This window comes from Mycobacterium persicum (assembly GCF_002086915.1).
Lineage (GTDB): Bacteria > Actinomycetota > Actinomycetes > Mycobacteriales > Mycobacteriaceae > Mycobacterium > Mycobacterium persicum.
Genome location: NZ_MWQA01000001.1, coordinates 1,869,203 through 1,885,567 on the forward strand (window position 1 = coordinate 1,869,203; position 16,365 = coordinate 1,885,567).

Sequence of the window (16,365 nt, forward strand, 5' to 3'; positions counted from 1 at the left end):
GGGTCGATGACGTTTCGTGGTGACACCGCGGTCGTGGTCCTCGCGGCCGGACCGGGCACCCGGATGCGGTCGGACACCCCCAAGGTGCTACACACCCTGGGCGGGCGCAGCATGCTGGCGCACTCGCTGCACGCGATGACCAAGCTGGCGCCGCAGCATCTGGTCGTGGTGCTGGGCCACGATCACCAGCGCATCTCGCCGCTGGTCGCCGAGCTGGCCCAGACCCTCGGACGCGCGATCGACGTCGCATTGCAGGACCGGCCGCTGGGCACCGGGGACGCGGTGCGGTGCGGCCTGTCCGCCCTGCCCGACGATTACGCCGGCATCGTGGTCGTCGCCTCCGGCGATACGCCGCTGCTGGACTCGGACACCCTGGCCGATCTGATCGCCACCCACGGCGCGACCCACCCCTCAGGACCGGCCGCGGTCACGGTGCTGACCACGACCCTGAGCGACCCGCACGGCTACGGCCGAATCCTGCGGACCCAGGACAACGAGGTGATGGCGATCGTCGAGCAAACCGACGCCACACCCTCACAACGCGAGATCCGCGAGGTCAACACCGGCGTGTACGCCTTCGACATCGCTGCCCTGCGGTCCGCCTTGAGCCGGCTGAGCTCCAACAATGCTCAGCAGGAGCTGTACCTGACCGACGTCATCGCCATCCTGCGCCGCGACGGGCACACCGTAAGTGCCCGCCACGTCGACGACAGCGCGCTGGTAGCCGGCGTCAACAACCGCGTCCAACTGGCACAACTGGGCGCCGAGCTCAACCGCCGGATCGTGGCCAGCCACCAACTGGCCGGCGTGACCGTCATCGACCCGGCCACCACCTGGATCGACGTCGACGTCGCGATCGGGCGCGACACCGTCATCCACCCCGGCACCCAGCTGCTGGGCCGGACCCAGATCGGCGGCCACTGCGTCATCGGTCCGGACACCACCTTGACCGACGTCACCGTGGGCGAGCGCGCCACGGTGATCCGAACGCACGGCACCTCGTCGTCGATCGGCGACGGGGCCACGGTCGGCCCCTTCACCTATCTTCGGCCCGGCACCGTGCTGGGAGCCGACGGCAAGTTGGGCGCGTTCGTAGAAGTCAAGAACTCCACCATCGGCACCGGCACCAAGGTTCCGCACCTGACTTATGTCGGCGACGCCGACATCGGCGAGCACAGCAACATCGGCGCGTCCAGCGTCTTCGTCAATTACGACGGCACCGCCAAGCAGCGCACCACCATCGGCTCGCATGTTCGCACCGGCTCGGACACCATGTTCGTGGCGCCCGTGACGGTCGGTGACGGCGCCTACACCGGGGCCGGCACGGTCGTCCGCGAGGATGTGCCCCCGGGGGCGTTGGCGGTGTCCGCGGGTCCGCAACGCAATATCGAGAACTGGGTGCAACGCAAACGGCCCGGAACAGCGGCGGCTCAGGCGGCAGAAGCCGCCCAAAAGGCCGGGCAGGATTCCGAAGGCAACCAGACAGCGTGAATAAGGGTGCCGGCTACCCGGCGACACCTCCAGGCCCCGTACGATAAGTCATCCATTTCGATCCCGATACGGCGAGGGCAGCGCGTTGAGCCACGACTGGACCGACAATCGAAAAAACCTGATGCTCTTCAGCGGCCGCGCCCATCCGGAGCTGGCCGAGCAGGTCGCCAAGGAACTCGACGTCCATGTCACCGCGCAGGACGCGCGGGAGTTCGCCAACGGCGAGATCTTCGTGCGCTTCAACGAATCGGTGCGGGGCTGCGACGCATTCGTCCTGCAGTCCTGCCCGGCACCGGTGAACACCTGGCTGATGGAACAGCTGATCATGATCGACGCGCTCAAGCGGGGCAGTGCCAAGCGGATCACCGCGGTCATGCCGTTCTACCCGTACGCCCGGCAGGACAAGAAGCACCGCGGCCGCGAGCCGATCTCGGCGCGGCTGGTCGCCGACCTGCTCAAGACCGCCGGCGCCGACCGCATCGTGACCGTCGACCTGCACACCGACCAGATCCAGGGCTTCTTCGACGGACCGGTCGACCACATGCGTGGCCAGAACCTGCTGACCGGCTATATCAGGGACAACTACCCCGACGGCAACATGGTGGTGGTGTCCCCCGACTCGGGCCGGGTGCGCATCGCCGAGAAGTGGGCCGACGCATTGGGCGGTGTCCCGCTGGCCTTCATTCACAAGACCCGCGACCCGCGCGTCTCCAACCAGGTGGTGTCCAACCGCGTCGTCGGTGAAGTCTCCGGCCGCACCTGTGTGCTGATCGACGACATGATCGACACCGGCGGCACCATCGCCGGCGCCGTGCAGCTGTTGCACAACGACGGCGCCGCCGACGTGATCATCGCGGCCACCCACGGTGTGCTGTCCGACCCGGCCGCCGAGCGGCTGGCGGCGTGCGGAGCCCGCGAGGTGATCGTCACCAACACGCTTCCCATCACCGAGCAGAAGCGTTTCCCCCAGCTGACGGTCTTGTCTATTGCTCCGCTGCTGGCCAGCACCATTCGCGCGGTTTTCGAAAACGGCTCAGTCACAGGGCTTTTCGACGGGGACGCGTAGATGGCCGCGGCCGCAGGAGAACCCGTCATCTACCACAACCCCAGGTGCGGCACCTCGCGCAAGACGCTGGAGTTGCTGCGCGACAACAACCTCGAGCCCGTCATCGTTGAATACCTGAAAACCCCGCCGTCCCGGGACCAGCTGGTGCAGCTGATCCGAGACGCCGGCATCGAGGTACGGACCGCGATACGCAAACGCGAACCGCTCTACACCGAACTGAACCTCGCCGACGCCACCGACGACGAACTGCTCGACGCGATGGCCGAGCACCCCATCCTGATCGAACGGCCTTTTGTGGTCACCTCGAAGGGCACCCGGCTGGCTCGGCCGGTCGACGCCGTTCGCGAGATTCTGTGATCGCTCGCCGGCGCAACGCGGCCGTCGTCGCCATCGCGGTGGCGACGTCATCGGTCGCCTGCTCCCCGGCGAAACCCCCGGACTTCCAGTCCATCTTGACGACGGGTGCGACCACCAGCACCCCGACCACGACGGCACGGCCGGTTCCGCTGTCGAAGTACCTGGAAAGCATCGGGGTCAGCGGCGAACAGCTGGCGCCGAGCAAACTGAACGGTCTGACAGTGTCCATCCCGACCCCACCGGGCTGGTCACCGTATACCGGTCCGAAGATCAGCCCGGAGACGGTGATCATCTCCAAAGGCGGCAAGTATCCGACGGCCAGGCTGGTGGTGTTCAAGCTCCGCGGAGACTTCAATCCCGCCGACGTGGCCAGGCGCGGCAACGAAGACGCCCAGTTGTTCGACAACTTCAAGCAGCTGGACGCGTCGACGGCAGACTTCAACGGCTTTCCGTCGTCGATGATGCAAGGCAGCTACGACCTCGACGGAACCCGGCTGCACAGCTGGAACCGGGTCGTGGTTCCCACCGGGCCACCGCCGGACAATCAGCGGTATCTGGTTCAGCTCACGATCACCAGCCTGGCCACCGAAGCGGCCGCGAATGCGCCCGACATCGAGGCGATCATCCGCGGTTTCGCGGTAGCAGTGAAGTTGCGGTGATGACGCGGCGATGACGCGAGGGCAGCCGAATTTCCCCTCTGCGGTGCCGATGCGCTAACCTGGCCGGGCGTCACGGCGAGGGTGCGAAAGACCAGCACCGTTATCGACGGAGACCGACACTTTCGTCGCGATCCTTGCCGTGCCCTATGACGTGGGTTTCGAGCACACAGGAGCGACACAAATGGCCAAGGCTGCAGTCAACCAACTGAAGGTCACGGTGCGGACCGAGACCGGCAAGGGCGCGTCGCGGCGAGCCCGCCGCGACGGCAGGATTCCGGCCGTCCTGTACGGCCACGGCGCCGAACCCCAGCACTTGGAGCTGCCCGGGCACGACTTCGCCGCGGTGCTGCGGCACTCGGGCACCAACGCGGTGCTGACCCTGGACATCGCCGGGAAGGAGCAGCTGGCGCTGACCAAAGCGCTGGACATCCACCCGATCCGCCGCACCATTCAGCACGCCGACCTGCTGGTGGTCCGGCGCGGTGAGAAGGTCGTCGTCGAGGTCGCCGTCGTGGTGGAAGGCGAGGCTGCGTCGGGCACCTTGGTGACCCAGGAAACCAACGCCGTCGAGATCGAAGCGGAGGCGCTGTCGATTCCCGAGCACCTGACCGTGTCGGTCGAGGATGCGGAGCCCGGCACCCAGTTCACCGCCGGGAAGATCGCGCTGCCACGGGGCGTCAACTTGATCTCCGACCCGGACATGCTGGTGGTCAACGTGGTGAATGCGCCGACGGCCGAAGATCTCGCCGAAGAGGGCGCAGGAGAGGTTGCCGAAGCCGCGGCCGCCGAAGAGGCCGGAAAAGAGGCCTCAGAAGCCGAAACCGCCGCAGAAGAGTCCGAGTAGGCGGCCCGCGACGTGGCCGAGCCCTTCCTGGTCATCGGCCTCGGCAACCCCGGAGACAGCTACGCGCGCACCCGGCACAACCTCGGCTTCATGGTTGCCGACCTGTTGGCCACGCGGTTGGGCTCGAAATTCAAGGGGCACAAGCGTTCCGGGGCCGAAGTCGTTACTGGCCGGCTGGCGGGACACTCGGTGGTGCTGGCAAAGCCGCGCTGCTACATGAACGAGTCGGGCCGCCAGGTGGGCCCGCTGGCCACGTTCTACTCGGTGGCGCCGGCCGACGTCGTGGTCATCCACGACGACCTCGACCTGGACTTCGGTCGCATCCGGCTCAAGCTCGGTGGCGGCGAGGGCGGCCACAACGGGCTGCGCTCGGTGGCGGCTGCATTGGGCACCAAGGACTTTCAGCGGGTGCGCATCGGTATCGGCCGTCCGCCCGGACGCAAGGACCCGGCGGCGTTCGTCTTGGAGAACTTCACCGCCGCCGAACGGGCCGACGTCCCGACCATCTGCGAGCAGGCCGCAGACGCCACCGAGTTGCTCATCGAAATGGGGCTGGAGCCCGCGCAGAATCGGGTCCACGCCTGGCAGGGGTGATCCCGCGTCAGCCGAATCGCTTTTGGTGCGTCTAGTGCGTCGACGCCGCGGCGTCGGCAACGGTGCGGATCGCCTGCGACACCTGCTGCCCGACGTCGGCGCGAGCCGGGTCGACGACGCTGAGCAGCGGCGCCGGGTCGAAGTAGCTGATGTGCGCCGGACCGCGGCTCTCCGCCCAGACCTGCATCCGTACCGGAACCACCGCGCCGATCGCTTGCGTGGCGCCGAAGAGCGTCTTGCCGATCTGCGGATTACCGACGAAGAAACTGTGCGACCGCTGCAACTGCAGTCCGATCGCCTCGAGCCTGCTGGCCTGGTTGACATCGCCCAGGACGGTCATCCCGTTCTGGTCGGCCGCGGTGTGCAACGCGCCAATCGTCGTCTCGAACGAACTTGAAGTGTCGACGGTGATGAATGTCGTGTCGACCTTGGTCACCTGAGGGGTTGCCTGAGGTGCGGCGCCGGCGCCCACCGCGGCTTCGGCGATGGTGCGAATCGATTGGGAGATCTGCTGCCCGGCGTCGCCGAGAGCGGGGTCGACGGCGGTGAACTCCGGGGCCGGATCGAAGTAGCTGATGTGGGCCGGACCGTCGCCGTCCACCCAGACGTGCACTCGTACCGGGATCACCGCGCCGATCGCCTGGGTGGCGTCGAAAAACGTCTTACCGATCCGCGGATTGCCGATAAAGAAGCTATGCGCCCCCGGCAATTGCAGCCCGGTAGCCGCCAGCACCGCGTCCTGGTTGAGGTCTCCGACGATCATCATCCCCTTGTCGGCGGCCGCCTTCTGCAGTGCATCGACGGTAGCTTCGAACTTCTGGTTCGAGCTGTAGCTGATGAAGGTCGTCGAAACGGTCCGCGGCTGGCTTGCCGCACTTGTTGTTGCCGGCGCATTCGTTGATTGCGAAGCACTATCTTTGGTGCTGCCGCAGGCGGCCGCAATGAGAACAACGACGGAAAGGCCGGCGACAACTCGCATCACCGCTGCTCGGGAGGCGAACAACATGGGTACTGCTCCCTTCGGTTTCGGATGGGGCCTGCTGTTCGGCAAGCGGCACTCCGCAGCGGTCACCACATCATTCGGGCCGCCCAGTATCGATCGGCCAGACCATTCCACCACTGGTTGACTGTCCAGGGAGGTGGTTTGTCGACGCAACCCGGCCGCCGCATCCGCGAGCTGGATGTACCTCCCGCTTGCGGGGGGACGCAAAATCGCCCAATTTCCTTGGGGAATTGGGCGATTTTGTGTCTGCTCGCGATCGAAACGCTAGGTGACCAGGGTGACGGAGTTGGCCCGTCGCAGCTTGCCCGACGGCGTCTTGGGGATGGTGCCCGGACCGAGAACCACGACATTACGCGGACGCACGTCGACCTCGGCGACCACCTCGTGGGCCACCTGGTGCTCGATGCGGCGCACCTCGGCGGGATCCTCGAAGGCATTGGACTCCACCGCCACCGCGAAAGTCTCGCGCGAATGCCCGGCGTCGAGCCGCACTGCCACCGCACAACCCGGACGCACCCCGGCGACCCGGCCGGCGGCCCGCTCAATGTCTGTCGGGTAGATGTTGCGGCCAGCCATGATGATGACGTCCTTCACCCGGCCGCAGACGACGACGTGTCCGTTCTCCATGCGGTAGCCGAGGTCACCGGTGTCATACCACCCCTGCGCGTCCTGCGCCGGGATGAATCCGCCCATCGTGATGTAGCCGGGTGTCACCGACTCGCCCCGCAGCTCGATCACCCCGACGCCCCGCGGCGGCAGGATGTTGCCGTCCTCGTCGACGATGCGTGCCTCGATCCCCTGCAGCAGCGGGCCCAGCGAGGCCAGCCGACGGGTGTTGCCCTTGGTGGCCGGCACCGCGCGGCGCAGCGCGGCCAACAGGTCGGCGTCCACCTCGTCGACCACCAGACCGGCGCCGCACTCGGAGAACGCCACCGCGAGCGTGATCTCGGCCATCCCGTAGGCGGGCAGGATCGCCTGCGGTTTGAGCCCGAACGGGGCGCCGGCTTCGCACAGGTCCTCGACGTCGGCCGGCTCGACCGGCTCGGCGCCGGACAGCGCAAACCGCAACGTGGACAGGTCGAACTGGCCGGGCTTGGCCTGCTTGCGCAGCCGCTTGGCGAACAGAGAATAAGCGAAGTTCGGGGCAGCTGTCATGGTGCCCCGGTACTTGTCGATCAGCTTGGCCCACAGCAGGGTGTCGCGCATGAAGTCCATCGGGGTGACTTTGACCAGCTCACCGCCGAAGTACATGGGCACGGTCAAGAAGCCGATCATCCCCATGTCGTGGAACAACGGCAACCAGCTGATCATCACGTCGGTGTCTGCGTTGTACTCGGCGCTGATGTACATCGCCTCGAGATTGGCGAACAGGTTGCGGTGGGTGATCTGAACCGCTTTAGGGGATCCTGTCGACCCGGAGGTCAACTGCATCAATGCCAGATCGTCCTCGCCGGTCTCGATCGGGTCTACCGGGTCCGATGCCAGCAGTTGCTCGACCGTGAGCACCCTGATGCCGCGTTCCTGCAGCACCGGAGCGGCGGCCAGGAAGGGCTCGGAGATGATGACCGCCTTGGCCTCGATCATGTCGACCACGGTGGTGGTGTCCTCGGCCCACAACGCGAGGTCGGTGCGTGGGGTGGGCTGGTGCAGCATGGTCAGGCTGGCGCCGCGCATCCACAGCCCCTGAGCGGTCGGGGCGATTTCGACCGGTGCGCCGGCCAGCACACCGACCGCGTCGCCGGGGCCGACGCCGACGGCCGCCAAGCCGCCGGCTATCCGCCGCGCTCGCTCGTGGACTTCGTTCCAGGTGTGCCGAACCGGGGTGTGTGGTTCACCGGTCACCATGCCCTTGGTGGTCTCGCGGGCATTGCGGAACATCTTCTCGGTAAACCTGCTCAAAGCATCCTCCTCGGTTCCGGCCCCAAGGTCCGGGTTTCATGTTCCGCCTGCTGGACGGCACTTTGCGACAGGCGCGCGCACACAATTGGGAAGCGGTTAGGTTTCGGTTCGGTGATGAGCTGACGATCCAACGCCGGACCGCACGACGCGCAAGAGCCTGGCCCGTATCCGGGCCTGCCTGGACCGAAGGCGGTTCGCGGACCGCCCGGCGCGTTGCCCGGCGGACGACGAAATCGCATTCCCTTGCTTACCGCTAGCCGTCACCGCCGATTATCTTAAGCATCTCTTAAGTAACTGCCAAACTCTTAGGGCGTTTGAGGCGGATTTCACAGCCAAGTCACACCGGTTATTCGGGGATTACCGGAGCCGGAACCACCCGGGCGCCCGGCACCGGTCCGGTGGCCACTCGCACGGTACGGCACACACCCGCCCCCGACAGCTGCGCGCCCACATCGATCGCGGACTCCGCCGAGGCGCACAGAAACGCACACGTCGGACCCGAACCCGACACGATGCCGGCCAGCGCACCGGCCTCCACACCCGCCCGCAGCGCCCGACGCAGCGCCGGGTCCAGGCTTACCGCGGCGGCCTGCATTTCGTTACCCAGCAGCGGCGCCAGCTGCTGCGGATCGCCCGCGGCCAGCGCTGCCAGCACCGGCCCGGCTTCGCCGAGGCGCGGCGGGTCGCCCACCTCGCGGAGCCGATCAAGCTCGGTGAATACCGCCGGCGTGGACAGCCCGCTGTGCGCGAACGTCAGCACCCAGTGGAAGGTGTTGCGGGACAACACCGTTGCCAGCTCCTCACCGCGGCCGGTGCCCAGCGCGGTGCCGCCGTGCAGCGCAAACGGCACATCGCTGCCCAACCGCTCGGCGAGCAGTCGCAGGTCGCGGCGAGGCAGGCTGAGTTCCCACAGGGCATTCATCGCGACCAGCACGGCAGCCGCGTCGGCGCTGCCGCCCGCCATCCCCCCGGCCACCGGGATGGATTTCTCGATGAGAATCGACACATCGGGTGCCCGGCCCACATGTTCGGCCATCAGCTCGGCCGCCTGCCAGGCGAGATTGCGTTCGTCGACGGGCAGCTCGTGCGCCCCCTCGCCGACGAGCTCCAGCGACAGCACGTCGGCATTGCGAACCGTCACCTCGTCGACCAGCGAGACGGCATGAAACACCGTCGTCAGCTCGTGGTAGCCGTCGCCGCGACGGTCACCCACGGCAAGGTACAGGTTCACCTTGCCGGGCACCCGTACGGTGACCGACCCGGTGGGCACCCACAACTCAGCGGTGTTGCCGTCCGACGCCCTGACCACCGCAGCAGACTATCGCTGTAACCGGCGAACCACACGCAACGGCGCCCTGCGGCTCATGATCAACCCGCCGGGACCTGCTGCTCGCCGGCGGTGCCGCTGGTCTGCGCCACCTCACCGGACCCCTGCCCAGAGCGCCGCAGCAAACGCACGAAATCCGCGATCGACAGCGTCTCACCGCGTCGGGCGGGGTCGATGCTGGCCGCAAGCAACCTATTCGCCGACTCGTTGCCCGAGCCCGCCCACTGGGCAAACGCGTTGCGGGACGTCTTGCGGCGCTGCGCGAAGGCGATGTCCACTAGTTCGAACACCTGCTGCCTAAACGCGCCGTCGGTCGGCCACGGTGACGTCTCGTATCGATCGATGCGGACCAGTCCGGAGTAGACGCGCGGGATGGGCCAGAAGACCGTCGGCGACACCATGCCGCAACGCCGGACCCGTCCGTAGAAGCGCATCTTGACGCTGGGCACGCCGTACTCTTTGCCGCCCGGCTCGGCGGCAAGCCGTTCGGCGACCTCGGCCTGCACCATAACCGTCACTACCCGGATCGACGGGAACTCGGCCAGCAGATGCAACAACGCCGGAACCGCGACGTTGTAGGGCAGGTTGGCGACCACCGCGGTCGGCTCGACGGCCAGATCCTGCGGGTGCAGGCCCAGGATGTCGCGGTTGAGCACGGTCAGGCGCTGGATCTCGCTGTGGGAATGCTCGGCGACGGTCTGCGGCAGCCGGGCCGCCAGTACCGGGTCGATCTCGACGGCCGTCACGGTGGCCCCACGGTCGAGCAGCGCCAGCGTCAGCGAGCCCAGGCCGGGCCCTACCTCCAGCACCTGGTCAGCCCTGGTGATCCCGGAGGCCGCAACCACCCGGCGCACCGTGTTGGCGTCGTGCACGAAATTCTGTCCGAGCGATTTTCGTGGCCGGAACTCGAGCTCTTTGGCCAGCCGCCTGATCTCGGTGCGTCCCAGCAGCCGGATAGTCAGCGTGTCCCCGCTCGTCCACTGCACACCGGCCACGCGCCCCAGCCCTGGCGTTGGCGGGTCACCTCGGCGACTGCGATCTGCTCTTCGCGGGTGGCCATATCGGCGCGGGGCGCATACCGCAGCCCGCCGTTGGCCTCCCAGGTGCCCTGGTCGAATTGCACCCCACCGTAGTACCCGTTGCCGGTGTTGATCGCCCAGTTGCCGCCCGCCTCACAACCAGCGATGGCGTCCCAGATGTCTCCGTCGCTCACCGCAGGTACGTCGGTGCCCGGCTTGGTGCCCACCCGCACCACCGCGTCGCGCGCCGGCGTCAGCACGACGTTGGCGATCGGCAGCTTTCCGGTGACCACGCCGTTGACCTCAGCCACCGCGAACGTCACATCCTGCTCACCGGGAGTTCCCGCGTCTTCGACGACCTTGCGGCTCATGTTCATTTCCGGGTCTTCGACGCGACGCGCATTGGGCAGCAGCGGCAACCGCTCGGTGACCCGCTCGATGCGGTACCGGGTCACCTGGATCTGCATGCCGTCGGTAATCGGCGTCGTCGCGGCGGGCACCACCTGGTCGCTGCCCTGCAGCGGCACGCCAGCGGCGTCGAGCAGGCCCGCCACGTTGGGCGCCGCCAGGTGCACGGTACGCACCACCCCGCCGTCGTTGATTTCCACCGTCTTGGCGCTGACGACCGGCAGCGCCATCCCCGCCAGCGGGACCCGACTGCGGCGGGAGGCGGCCGCTGGGGCGGTATCTGTCATGGCCAGTTGGGCCAGCGCTTCGTCCACCGTGGATGCCGTCGTCCAAACCTTCTTGACGTCGTGGCCGTCCAGCGAGATCTCCAGCGGGCGACTGCGACGCAACACGATGTTCTCCGAATCGTGGACCACCACGTCCGCCGCGGGGTACAGGTCGTCGCGTGAGTCGACGGAGAAGCCGTTCTCCTGGACGACGTCGATCACCCGCGACTTCATCGTGGTGACCCGCATCGCGGTTCCATCGACGGTCAGCGTCACCGTCTTGGCCGCCGAAACGGCATACCCGCCGGCCAACGCCAGTCCCAGCAGTAAGGCGCCAACCACAAGGCGCAACATCGGTGATTCGGTTTGATGAAGTTTCGTAAGCAGATTCAATGTGCGACTATCCCGACCTAACCAACAACCTCAGCAACGACCCAGCAGCAAGTTCCAGACATTTCAGCCGAATTCAGCTGAAAACGCCAAAATGGGCCCCAGAGGCCCACCCGTACGATCACAAGACGGTAACGAACCGATCAAAGCTGAGCAACTCCGGCACGCCGGGTGTTAGGGCCACCCGCCAGCTGTGTGACCCAGTTCATACGCCCGCACGGCATTGCCCGTGGTGATCTGGGCCACTTCCTCGGGACGGCGATTGACCAGCTCAGCCAGTTCTCGAACGGTGTAGGGCAGGCAATACGGCTCGTTCGCTGTGCCGCGGTAGGGGTGCGGGGTGAGAAACGGCGCGTCGGTTTCCACCAGAACCTGCTCCAGCGGTATCAGCGGAACAGCTTCCCGGAGGTCCCGGGCGTTGCGGAAGGTCACAGTTCCGGAAAGACTCAGCAACCATCCGGCGGCCACACACTCGCGGGCCATCGCGCTGCCCGACGAGAAGCAGTGAAAGATCACGGTGTCCGGCGCGCCCTCGGCCCGCAGCACGTCGAGCACCTCGCGGTCGGCCTGCCGATTGTGGATCATCAACGGTTTTCCGGCGCGCTTGGCCAGGTCGATATGCCACGCGAAGGCCTCGCGCTGCACGCCGGGCTGCGCGCCCCCGTCGAGGCGGCCCGGCCAATACATATCCACCCCGGTCTCGCCGACCGCCACGACACGCGGATGGGCCACCAGTGCCTCGATTTCGGCTCGTGCGGCGTCGGTGAGCGCGTCGGTGCGGGTGGGGTGCAGCGCCACCGCCGCGTAGACCCGTGGATCCCACTCGGCCGCCCGGGTCACCCAGCGCGCCGATTCCAGATCGTCGGCGATGGTGACCACCGCGCGCACACCGACGGCCGCGGCGCGGTCGACGATGGCGGCGACGCCTCGAGCGTCGCCGGCGCCGCACGCGTCGAGGTGGGTGTGCGCGTCGACCAGTGGGGCCAACGGCTCCGGGGCGGGCGGTGCTTGCCGTGTGGCGGGCCGGGTGGTGCTCACGCGCACACAATAGGACCACCCAATAGGGTGGGATCCCAATGAAGCCATGGCAGCCCTATTACGTCACCACCGCGATCGCGTATCCCAACGCGGCGCCGCATGTGGGTCACGCATATGAATACATCGCCACCGACGCGATCGCCCGGTTCAAGCGACTCGACGGCTTCGACGTGCGCTTCCTGACCGGCACCGACGAACACGGCCTGAAGGTGGCGCAGGCCGCCGCGGCCGCGGGCGTGCCGACCGCCCAGCTTGCCCGGCGCAATTCCGACGTCTTCCAGCGCATGCAGGAGGCGCTGAACATCTCCTTCGACCGGTTCATCCGCACCACCGACCCCGACCACTACGCGGCGTCGCAGGAGATCTGGCGCCGGATGGAGGCCGCCGGTGATCTCTACCTGGACAACTATTCGGGCTGGTACTCGGTGCGCGATGAGCGGTTTTTCGTCGAGTCGGAGACCCAACTTGTCGACGGCACCCGGATCGCGGTCGAGACCGGCACACCGGTGACCTGGACCGAGGAGCAGACCTACTTCTTCCGGTTGTCGGCCTACGCCGACAAGCTGCTGGCTCACTACCAGGCCCACCCCGACTTCATCGCGCCCGAGGTCCGACGTAACGAGGTGATCAGTTTCGTGTCCGGTGGCCTCAAAGACCTGTCGGTGTCGCGAACGTCGTTCGACTGGGGCGTGCCGGTGCCCGAGCATCCCGACCATGTCATGTACGTCTGGGTGGACGCGTTGACCAACTACCTGACCGGCGCCGGCTACCCGGATACCGGCTCGGAGTCGTTCCGCCGCTACTGGCCCGCCGACCTGCACATGATCGGCAAGGACATCATCAGGTTCCATGCCGTCTACTGGCCGGCCTTCCTGATGTCGGCGGGCATCGAGTTACCGCGAAAGGTGTTCGCCCACGGGTTCTTACACAATCGCGGCGAGAAGATGAGCAAGTCGGTGGGCAACGTTATCGACCCGGTGTCACTGATCCAGGCCTATGGCGTGGATCAGGTCCGCTACTTCCTGTTGCGGGAGGTGCCGTTCGGCCAGGACGGCAGTTACAGCGAAGAGGCCATCGTCACCCGGATCAACACCGATCTGGCCAACGAGCTCGGCAACCTGGCCCAGCGCTCGTTGTCCATGGTTGCCAAGAACCTGGGCGGGGTGGTGCCCCAACCCGGGGAGTTCTGTGATGCCGACACCGAATTGCTGGCGACGGCCGACGGATTGTTGGATCGGGTGCGCGCCCACTTCGACCGTCAGGCAATGCATCTGGCGCTGGAAGCGATCTGGCTGATGCTCGGCGACGCCAACAAGTACTTTTCGACACAGCAGCCATGGGTGCTGCGCAAGAGCGAGTCCGAGGCCGACCAGGCGAGGTTTCGCACTACGCTCTACACCACGTGCGAGGTGGTACGCATCGCGGCGCTACTGGTGCAGCCGGTCATGCCGGAGTCGGCCGCCAAGATGCTGGACCTGCTCGGCCAACCCGAGGACCAGCGGGCGTTCAGCGCCGTCGGCACCCGGCTCGCGCCGGGCACCCAACTGCCGCCGCCTGTGGGGGTATTCCCGCGATACCAGCCGCCGCCCGAAGTCGAGTGAGCGGAACGAGCGCTACAGCAAAGTCCAGGCGGGAACGAGCCGCACGCCGGAGACCCTGATCCGGGGCGCCTCGTCGGGAACCGGACATGTCATCACGAGGTCATAATTGCCTTGTGCTACAAGCAAATTCGTTGCCGCTCGGTGCGGTTGCCGCCGCGGTGCCGTCGTCAACGACCACCTGTCGTCCGGTGCCCCGCAACGAAATGCGGCGGCCCCTGTCGCGAACCCGCAGCGAACTCCGACTTACCGGAAACCGCCCGGCCAACTCGCCGTCATAGGCAATAATCAAGGGCTGTGGAGCGCCGACGGAACCGGCAGGCAAGTCAATCGCCGATGATCGCCTTGAAGCAGTTGCCCGCGCTGGTAGTTCTGGAGCGGATTCCGGTCCCCGTGCTCGCCACTGGAGACGACGGCAGCATCTTGTTCACCAACACCGCGTTCGCCGAGATGGTGGGCCGCGACCCGGACGAGGTGCTGTCGCTGCGGTTCCATGAGATCTTCCATCAGTGCCCGCACTCGGAATCGTCGACGCTGTCCTTCCTGCATGCGCTGGCCAACATGGTCGTCGAGTTGGCCCACAAGGACGGCTCGGTGGTGCGAGCGCTGATGAGCAGGTCGGCCGTACGACGTGCGGACGACAATTTTGCCCTCGCGGTTTTTCAGGATCTGACCGAACAACTGTGGGAAGAAGAGCGCTGACCGTCCGCTGAGCTGCCACGACGTTGGAGGCGGACTTCACCGGGCACGGCCGCGATCAATGGCGGCTACGCATCGCCTCGCGAGCAAGGAATTCCCGGAAATAGGGCAGCGACGTCTCAACGGTCATGCCGGGAAGCAGAAGTCCCCATAGCTGACCCAATCGCTGTCCGGCGCTCTCGACTCGGTATCCATTGCCGCCGGATCGGGATAACGCGTTGGCGAGCAACCGCATTCCGAACGTCGCGCCGACAATCGACTCACCGACCAATTCGGGATCGACGTCGTCTCGCAGATCACCTTCGGCAATCGCCCGCCGGGCCTGGCCGGCCATCTCCCCCGCGCAGGCCCCGAAAAACTGCGCGGCAGCGGAGTTGAATCCGGCAAGGACAGCGGTTAGTTGCTCGGCCGCACGAGCCGTCTTGTCGGCATTGAGCAGGTGTGCGACGGCGAAGGTGCCATGAATCATGTTCTCCAGCGCGGGCGACGCCGACCCGCAAACGTTGCGAAACGCGCCGAGAAGCGCGTCGGAACCTTCCTCGATGATCGCTGACGCCAGCGCTTCCTTGGAATCAAAGTGGTGATAGAGGGCGCCTTTGGTCATGCCGGTCCGCTCGATGATCGTGCCCCAGCCGGCGGACGCGTACCCGACGTCGCCGAAAACGTCGACGGCGGCATCGAGGATCTTTCGCCGGGTTACCTCGGATCGGACCTGGCGTGCCATCGCTCCCGTACCTCCGCCAGTGCGGCGGCTCCGACGAGGCTCCGCACCTCCGCATCGCTTACTTTCCTGGTCAGCCGGCTAGCCTAACAGCCGCCGCCATGGCTTCGATCTTGGTCAACCCGGCGCCACCGGGGCTGTTGCCGAGCGGATGGCCAGCGCGGTCCGCCGGGTGACGAACTGCGTGAAGTAGTCGATTCTGTCCGGCTGCACTATTCCGCTCAGCACCAGCAACCAGCTTTTCTCGAGATCGCCGAGAAACCGCTCCGGTGCGTCCAGGTCGCTGGCCTGCCGCAAACCCAGGTACATCGACACGATCAGACGGCCAACGTCTTGCGGGTCGCGGCCTTCGGCGACGTCGCCTTCGAGGATCGCGCGCCGTACCACGGCCGCCAGGGCTTCGATCCACCCGTCCAGTAATTTCGCCTGCAGACCTTCGGTACGACCAACCGAGTCGAGCAGGTGCAGGGCAGCCCTGGCCATGTCCTGGCTGATGTCGCGGACGGCGATCAGGTAAACGAAGTCGACCAGCGTCTCCAGGCCGGAAAGCTGCCTGGCCAGCAGCTCCTCGACAGCAACCCGGCCGGCGGCGGTGTGTTGCTCGATAATGGCGACCGCCAGCGCGTGCTTGGACCGGAAGTGGAAATACATCGCACCCTTGGTGAGCTGGGCCGCCGCGAGGATGTCGTCGAGTCCGACATCGTGGTACGCGCGCCGCGCGAACTGATGCGCGGCGGCGTGCAGAATCTGCTGGCGCGTGGTGTCCGCTCGTCCGCTCGGCGAGTCGGTCGTGGTCTGAGCCGAAGAATTCATGCCGGCCGCCGCTGACGGTCGCGCCGCGCATGGGTGGCGTCTGTTTCCAGGCTGTCTTGAGCGGTTCCGAAACCGGAACCACCGGCCGGGACGATCGCCGTCACCTTCGCGATGCCCTCCTCGAGCGGGGAAGCCAGATGGTCATCTCGTGATGGCTTACCGGCTGTGCCTCA

General features: G+C 66.7%; 16 protein-coding genes. 8 read left to right on the forward strand and 8 right to left on the reverse strand.

The features are described 5' to 3' along the window. Nucleotides 1-6: 6 nt before the first annotated feature. The 6 genes from glmU to pth all read left to right on the forward strand — a co-directional run bounded on the left by glmU (nucleotide 7) and on the right by pth (nucleotide 5,011). Complete coding sequence (glmU, locus tag B4U45_RS08330) at nucleotides 7-1,491, forward strand: bifunctional UDP-N-acetylglucosamine diphosphorylase/glucosamine-1-phosphate N-acetyltransferase GlmU (RefSeq protein WP_075549253.1); 1,485 nt, start codon at nucleotides 7-9, stop codon at nucleotides 1,489-1,491. Between the two features lie 85 nt (nucleotides 1,492-1,576). Continuing rightward, nucleotides 1,577-2,557, forward strand: coding sequence for a ribose-phosphate diphosphokinase (locus tag B4U45_RS08335; RefSeq protein ID WP_023367092.1), 981 nt, complete (start codon nucleotides 1,577-1,579; stop codon nucleotides 2,555-2,557). Then, the gene (gene arsC, locus B4U45_RS08340) at nucleotides 2,558-2,914 is read left to right on the forward strand and encodes an arsenate reductase (glutaredoxin) (RefSeq protein ID WP_075549252.1); all 357 of its coding nucleotides are present in this window, start codon (nucleotides 2,558-2,560) and stop codon (nucleotides 2,912-2,914) included. It begins immediately after the preceding gene. Beyond that, entirely contained in the window at nucleotides 2,914-3,573 is a 660-nt protein-coding gene (locus B4U45_RS08345; protein ID WP_371687257.1) for an LpqN/LpqT family lipoprotein, read from the forward strand. The genes arsC and B4U45_RS08345 overlap by 1 nt, the downstream gene beginning before the upstream one ends. Nucleotides 3,574-3,754: 181 nt before the next feature. After that, nucleotides 3,755-4,417, forward strand: a complete 663-nt coding sequence (locus tag B4U45_RS08350; protein ID WP_075549288.1) for a 50S ribosomal protein L25/general stress protein Ctc — start codon at nucleotides 3,755-3,757, stop codon at nucleotides 4,415-4,417. A gap of 12 nt (nucleotides 4,418-4,429) precedes the next feature. Continuing rightward, a complete protein-coding gene (gene pth, locus B4U45_RS08355; protein WP_075549250.1) occupies nucleotides 4,430-5,011 on the forward strand; it encodes an aminoacyl-tRNA hydrolase in 582 nt (193 codons plus the stop codon). Between the two features lie 31 nt (nucleotides 5,012-5,042). On the opposite strand, the gene B4U45_RS08360 is transcribed toward pth, so the two are convergent. The 6 genes from B4U45_RS08360 to B4U45_RS08385 all read right to left on the reverse strand — a co-directional run bounded on the left by B4U45_RS08360 (nucleotide 5,043) and on the right by B4U45_RS08385 (nucleotide 12,367). Further along, nucleotides 5,043-6,017: a DUF302 domain-containing protein gene (locus B4U45_RS08360; RefSeq protein WP_075549249.1), complete on the reverse strand. Its 975-nt coding sequence runs from the start codon at nucleotides 6,015-6,017 to the stop codon at nucleotides 5,043-5,045. A gap of 261 nt (nucleotides 6,018-6,278) precedes the next feature. Beyond that, nucleotides 6,279-7,913 (reverse strand): fatty acyl-AMP ligase, encoded by a 1,635-nt coding sequence (locus B4U45_RS08365; protein ID WP_075549248.1) that lies wholly within the window; start codon nucleotides 7,911-7,913, stop codon nucleotides 6,279-6,281. 346 nt (nucleotides 7,914-8,259) lie between these two features. Further along, entirely contained in the window at nucleotides 8,260-9,222 is a 963-nt protein-coding gene (locus B4U45_RS08370) for a 4-(cytidine 5'-diphospho)-2-C-methyl-D-erythritol kinase (protein WP_180276481.1), read from the reverse strand. A 59-nt stretch (nucleotides 9,223-9,281) separates the two neighbouring features. After that, complete coding sequence (gene rsmA, locus B4U45_RS08375; protein WP_075549247.1) at nucleotides 9,282-10,235, reverse strand: 16S rRNA (adenine(1518)-N(6)/adenine(1519)-N(6))-dimethyltransferase RsmA; 954 nt, start codon at nucleotides 10,233-10,235, stop codon at nucleotides 9,282-9,284. Further along, nucleotides 10,199-11,326 (reverse strand): resuscitation-promoting factor, encoded by a 1,128-nt coding sequence (locus B4U45_RS08380; protein WP_198929552.1) that lies wholly within the window; start codon nucleotides 11,324-11,326, stop codon nucleotides 10,199-10,201. The genes rsmA and B4U45_RS08380 overlap by 37 nt, the downstream gene beginning before the upstream one ends. 171 nt (nucleotides 11,327-11,497) lie before the next feature. Further along, complete coding sequence (locus B4U45_RS08385) at nucleotides 11,498-12,367, reverse strand: TatD family hydrolase (protein ID WP_219859375.1); 870 nt, start codon at nucleotides 12,365-12,367, stop codon at nucleotides 11,498-11,500. Nucleotides 12,368-12,399: 32 nt separating this feature from the next. Here B4U45_RS08385 and metG point away from each other — a divergent pair, with 32 nt between their 5' ends. Further along, a complete protein-coding gene (gene metG, locus B4U45_RS08390) occupies nucleotides 12,400-13,962 on the forward strand; it encodes a methionine--tRNA ligase (protein ID WP_075549244.1) in 1,563 nt (520 codons plus the stop codon). A gap of 333 nt (nucleotides 13,963-14,295) precedes the next feature. Then, nucleotides 14,296-14,661, forward strand: a complete 366-nt coding sequence (locus B4U45_RS08395) for a PAS domain-containing protein (protein WP_075549243.1) — start codon at nucleotides 14,296-14,298, stop codon at nucleotides 14,659-14,661. Nucleotides 14,662-14,716: 55 nt separating this feature from the next. On the opposite strand, the gene B4U45_RS08400 is transcribed toward B4U45_RS08395, so the two are convergent. Both B4U45_RS08400 and B4U45_RS08405 read right to left on the reverse strand, forming a co-directional pair. Then, the gene (locus B4U45_RS08400; RefSeq protein WP_075549242.1) at nucleotides 14,717-15,382 is read right to left on the reverse strand and encodes a TetR/AcrR family transcriptional regulator; all 666 of its coding nucleotides are present in this window, start codon (nucleotides 15,380-15,382) and stop codon (nucleotides 14,717-14,719) included. 114 nt (nucleotides 15,383-15,496) lie between these two features. Further along, nucleotides 15,497-16,192: a TetR/AcrR family transcriptional regulator gene (locus B4U45_RS08405; RefSeq protein ID WP_075549241.1), complete on the reverse strand. Its 696-nt coding sequence runs from the start codon at nucleotides 16,190-16,192 to the stop codon at nucleotides 15,497-15,499. Nucleotides 16,193-16,365 lie beyond the last annotated feature (173 nt).

What these genes read in the sequence shown, in the direction of transcription:
- metG (WP_075549244.1), top strand. Translation starts at nt 12,400, where the DNA reads ATGAAGCCATGGCAGCCCTATTACGTCACCACCGCGATCGCGTATCCC.
- B4U45_RS08400 (WP_075549242.1), bottom strand. Translation starts at nt 15,382, where the DNA reads ATGGCACGCCAGGTCCGATCCGAGGTAACCCGGCGAAAGATCCTCGAT.
- glmU (WP_075549253.1), top strand. Translation starts at nt 7, where the DNA reads ATGACGTTTCGTGGTGACACCGCGGTCGTGGTCCTCGCGGCCGGACCG.
- B4U45_RS08360 (WP_075549249.1), bottom strand. Translation starts at nt 6,017, where the DNA reads ATGTTGTTCGCCTCCCGAGCAGCGGTGATGCGAGTTGTCGCCGGCCTT.
- arsC (WP_075549252.1), top strand. Translation starts at nt 2,558, where the DNA reads ATGGCCGCGGCCGCAGGAGAACCCGTCATCTACCACAACCCCAGGTGC.
- B4U45_RS08350 (WP_075549288.1), top strand. Translation starts at nt 3,755, where the DNA reads ATGGCCAAGGCTGCAGTCAACCAACTGAAGGTCACGGTGCGGACCGAG.
- B4U45_RS08395 (WP_075549243.1), top strand. Translation starts at nt 14,296, where the DNA reads ATGATCGCCTTGAAGCAGTTGCCCGCGCTGGTAGTTCTGGAGCGGATT.
- B4U45_RS08405 (WP_075549241.1), bottom strand. Translation starts at nt 16,192, where the DNA reads ATGAATTCTTCGGCTCAGACCACGACCGACTCGCCGAGCGGACGAGCG.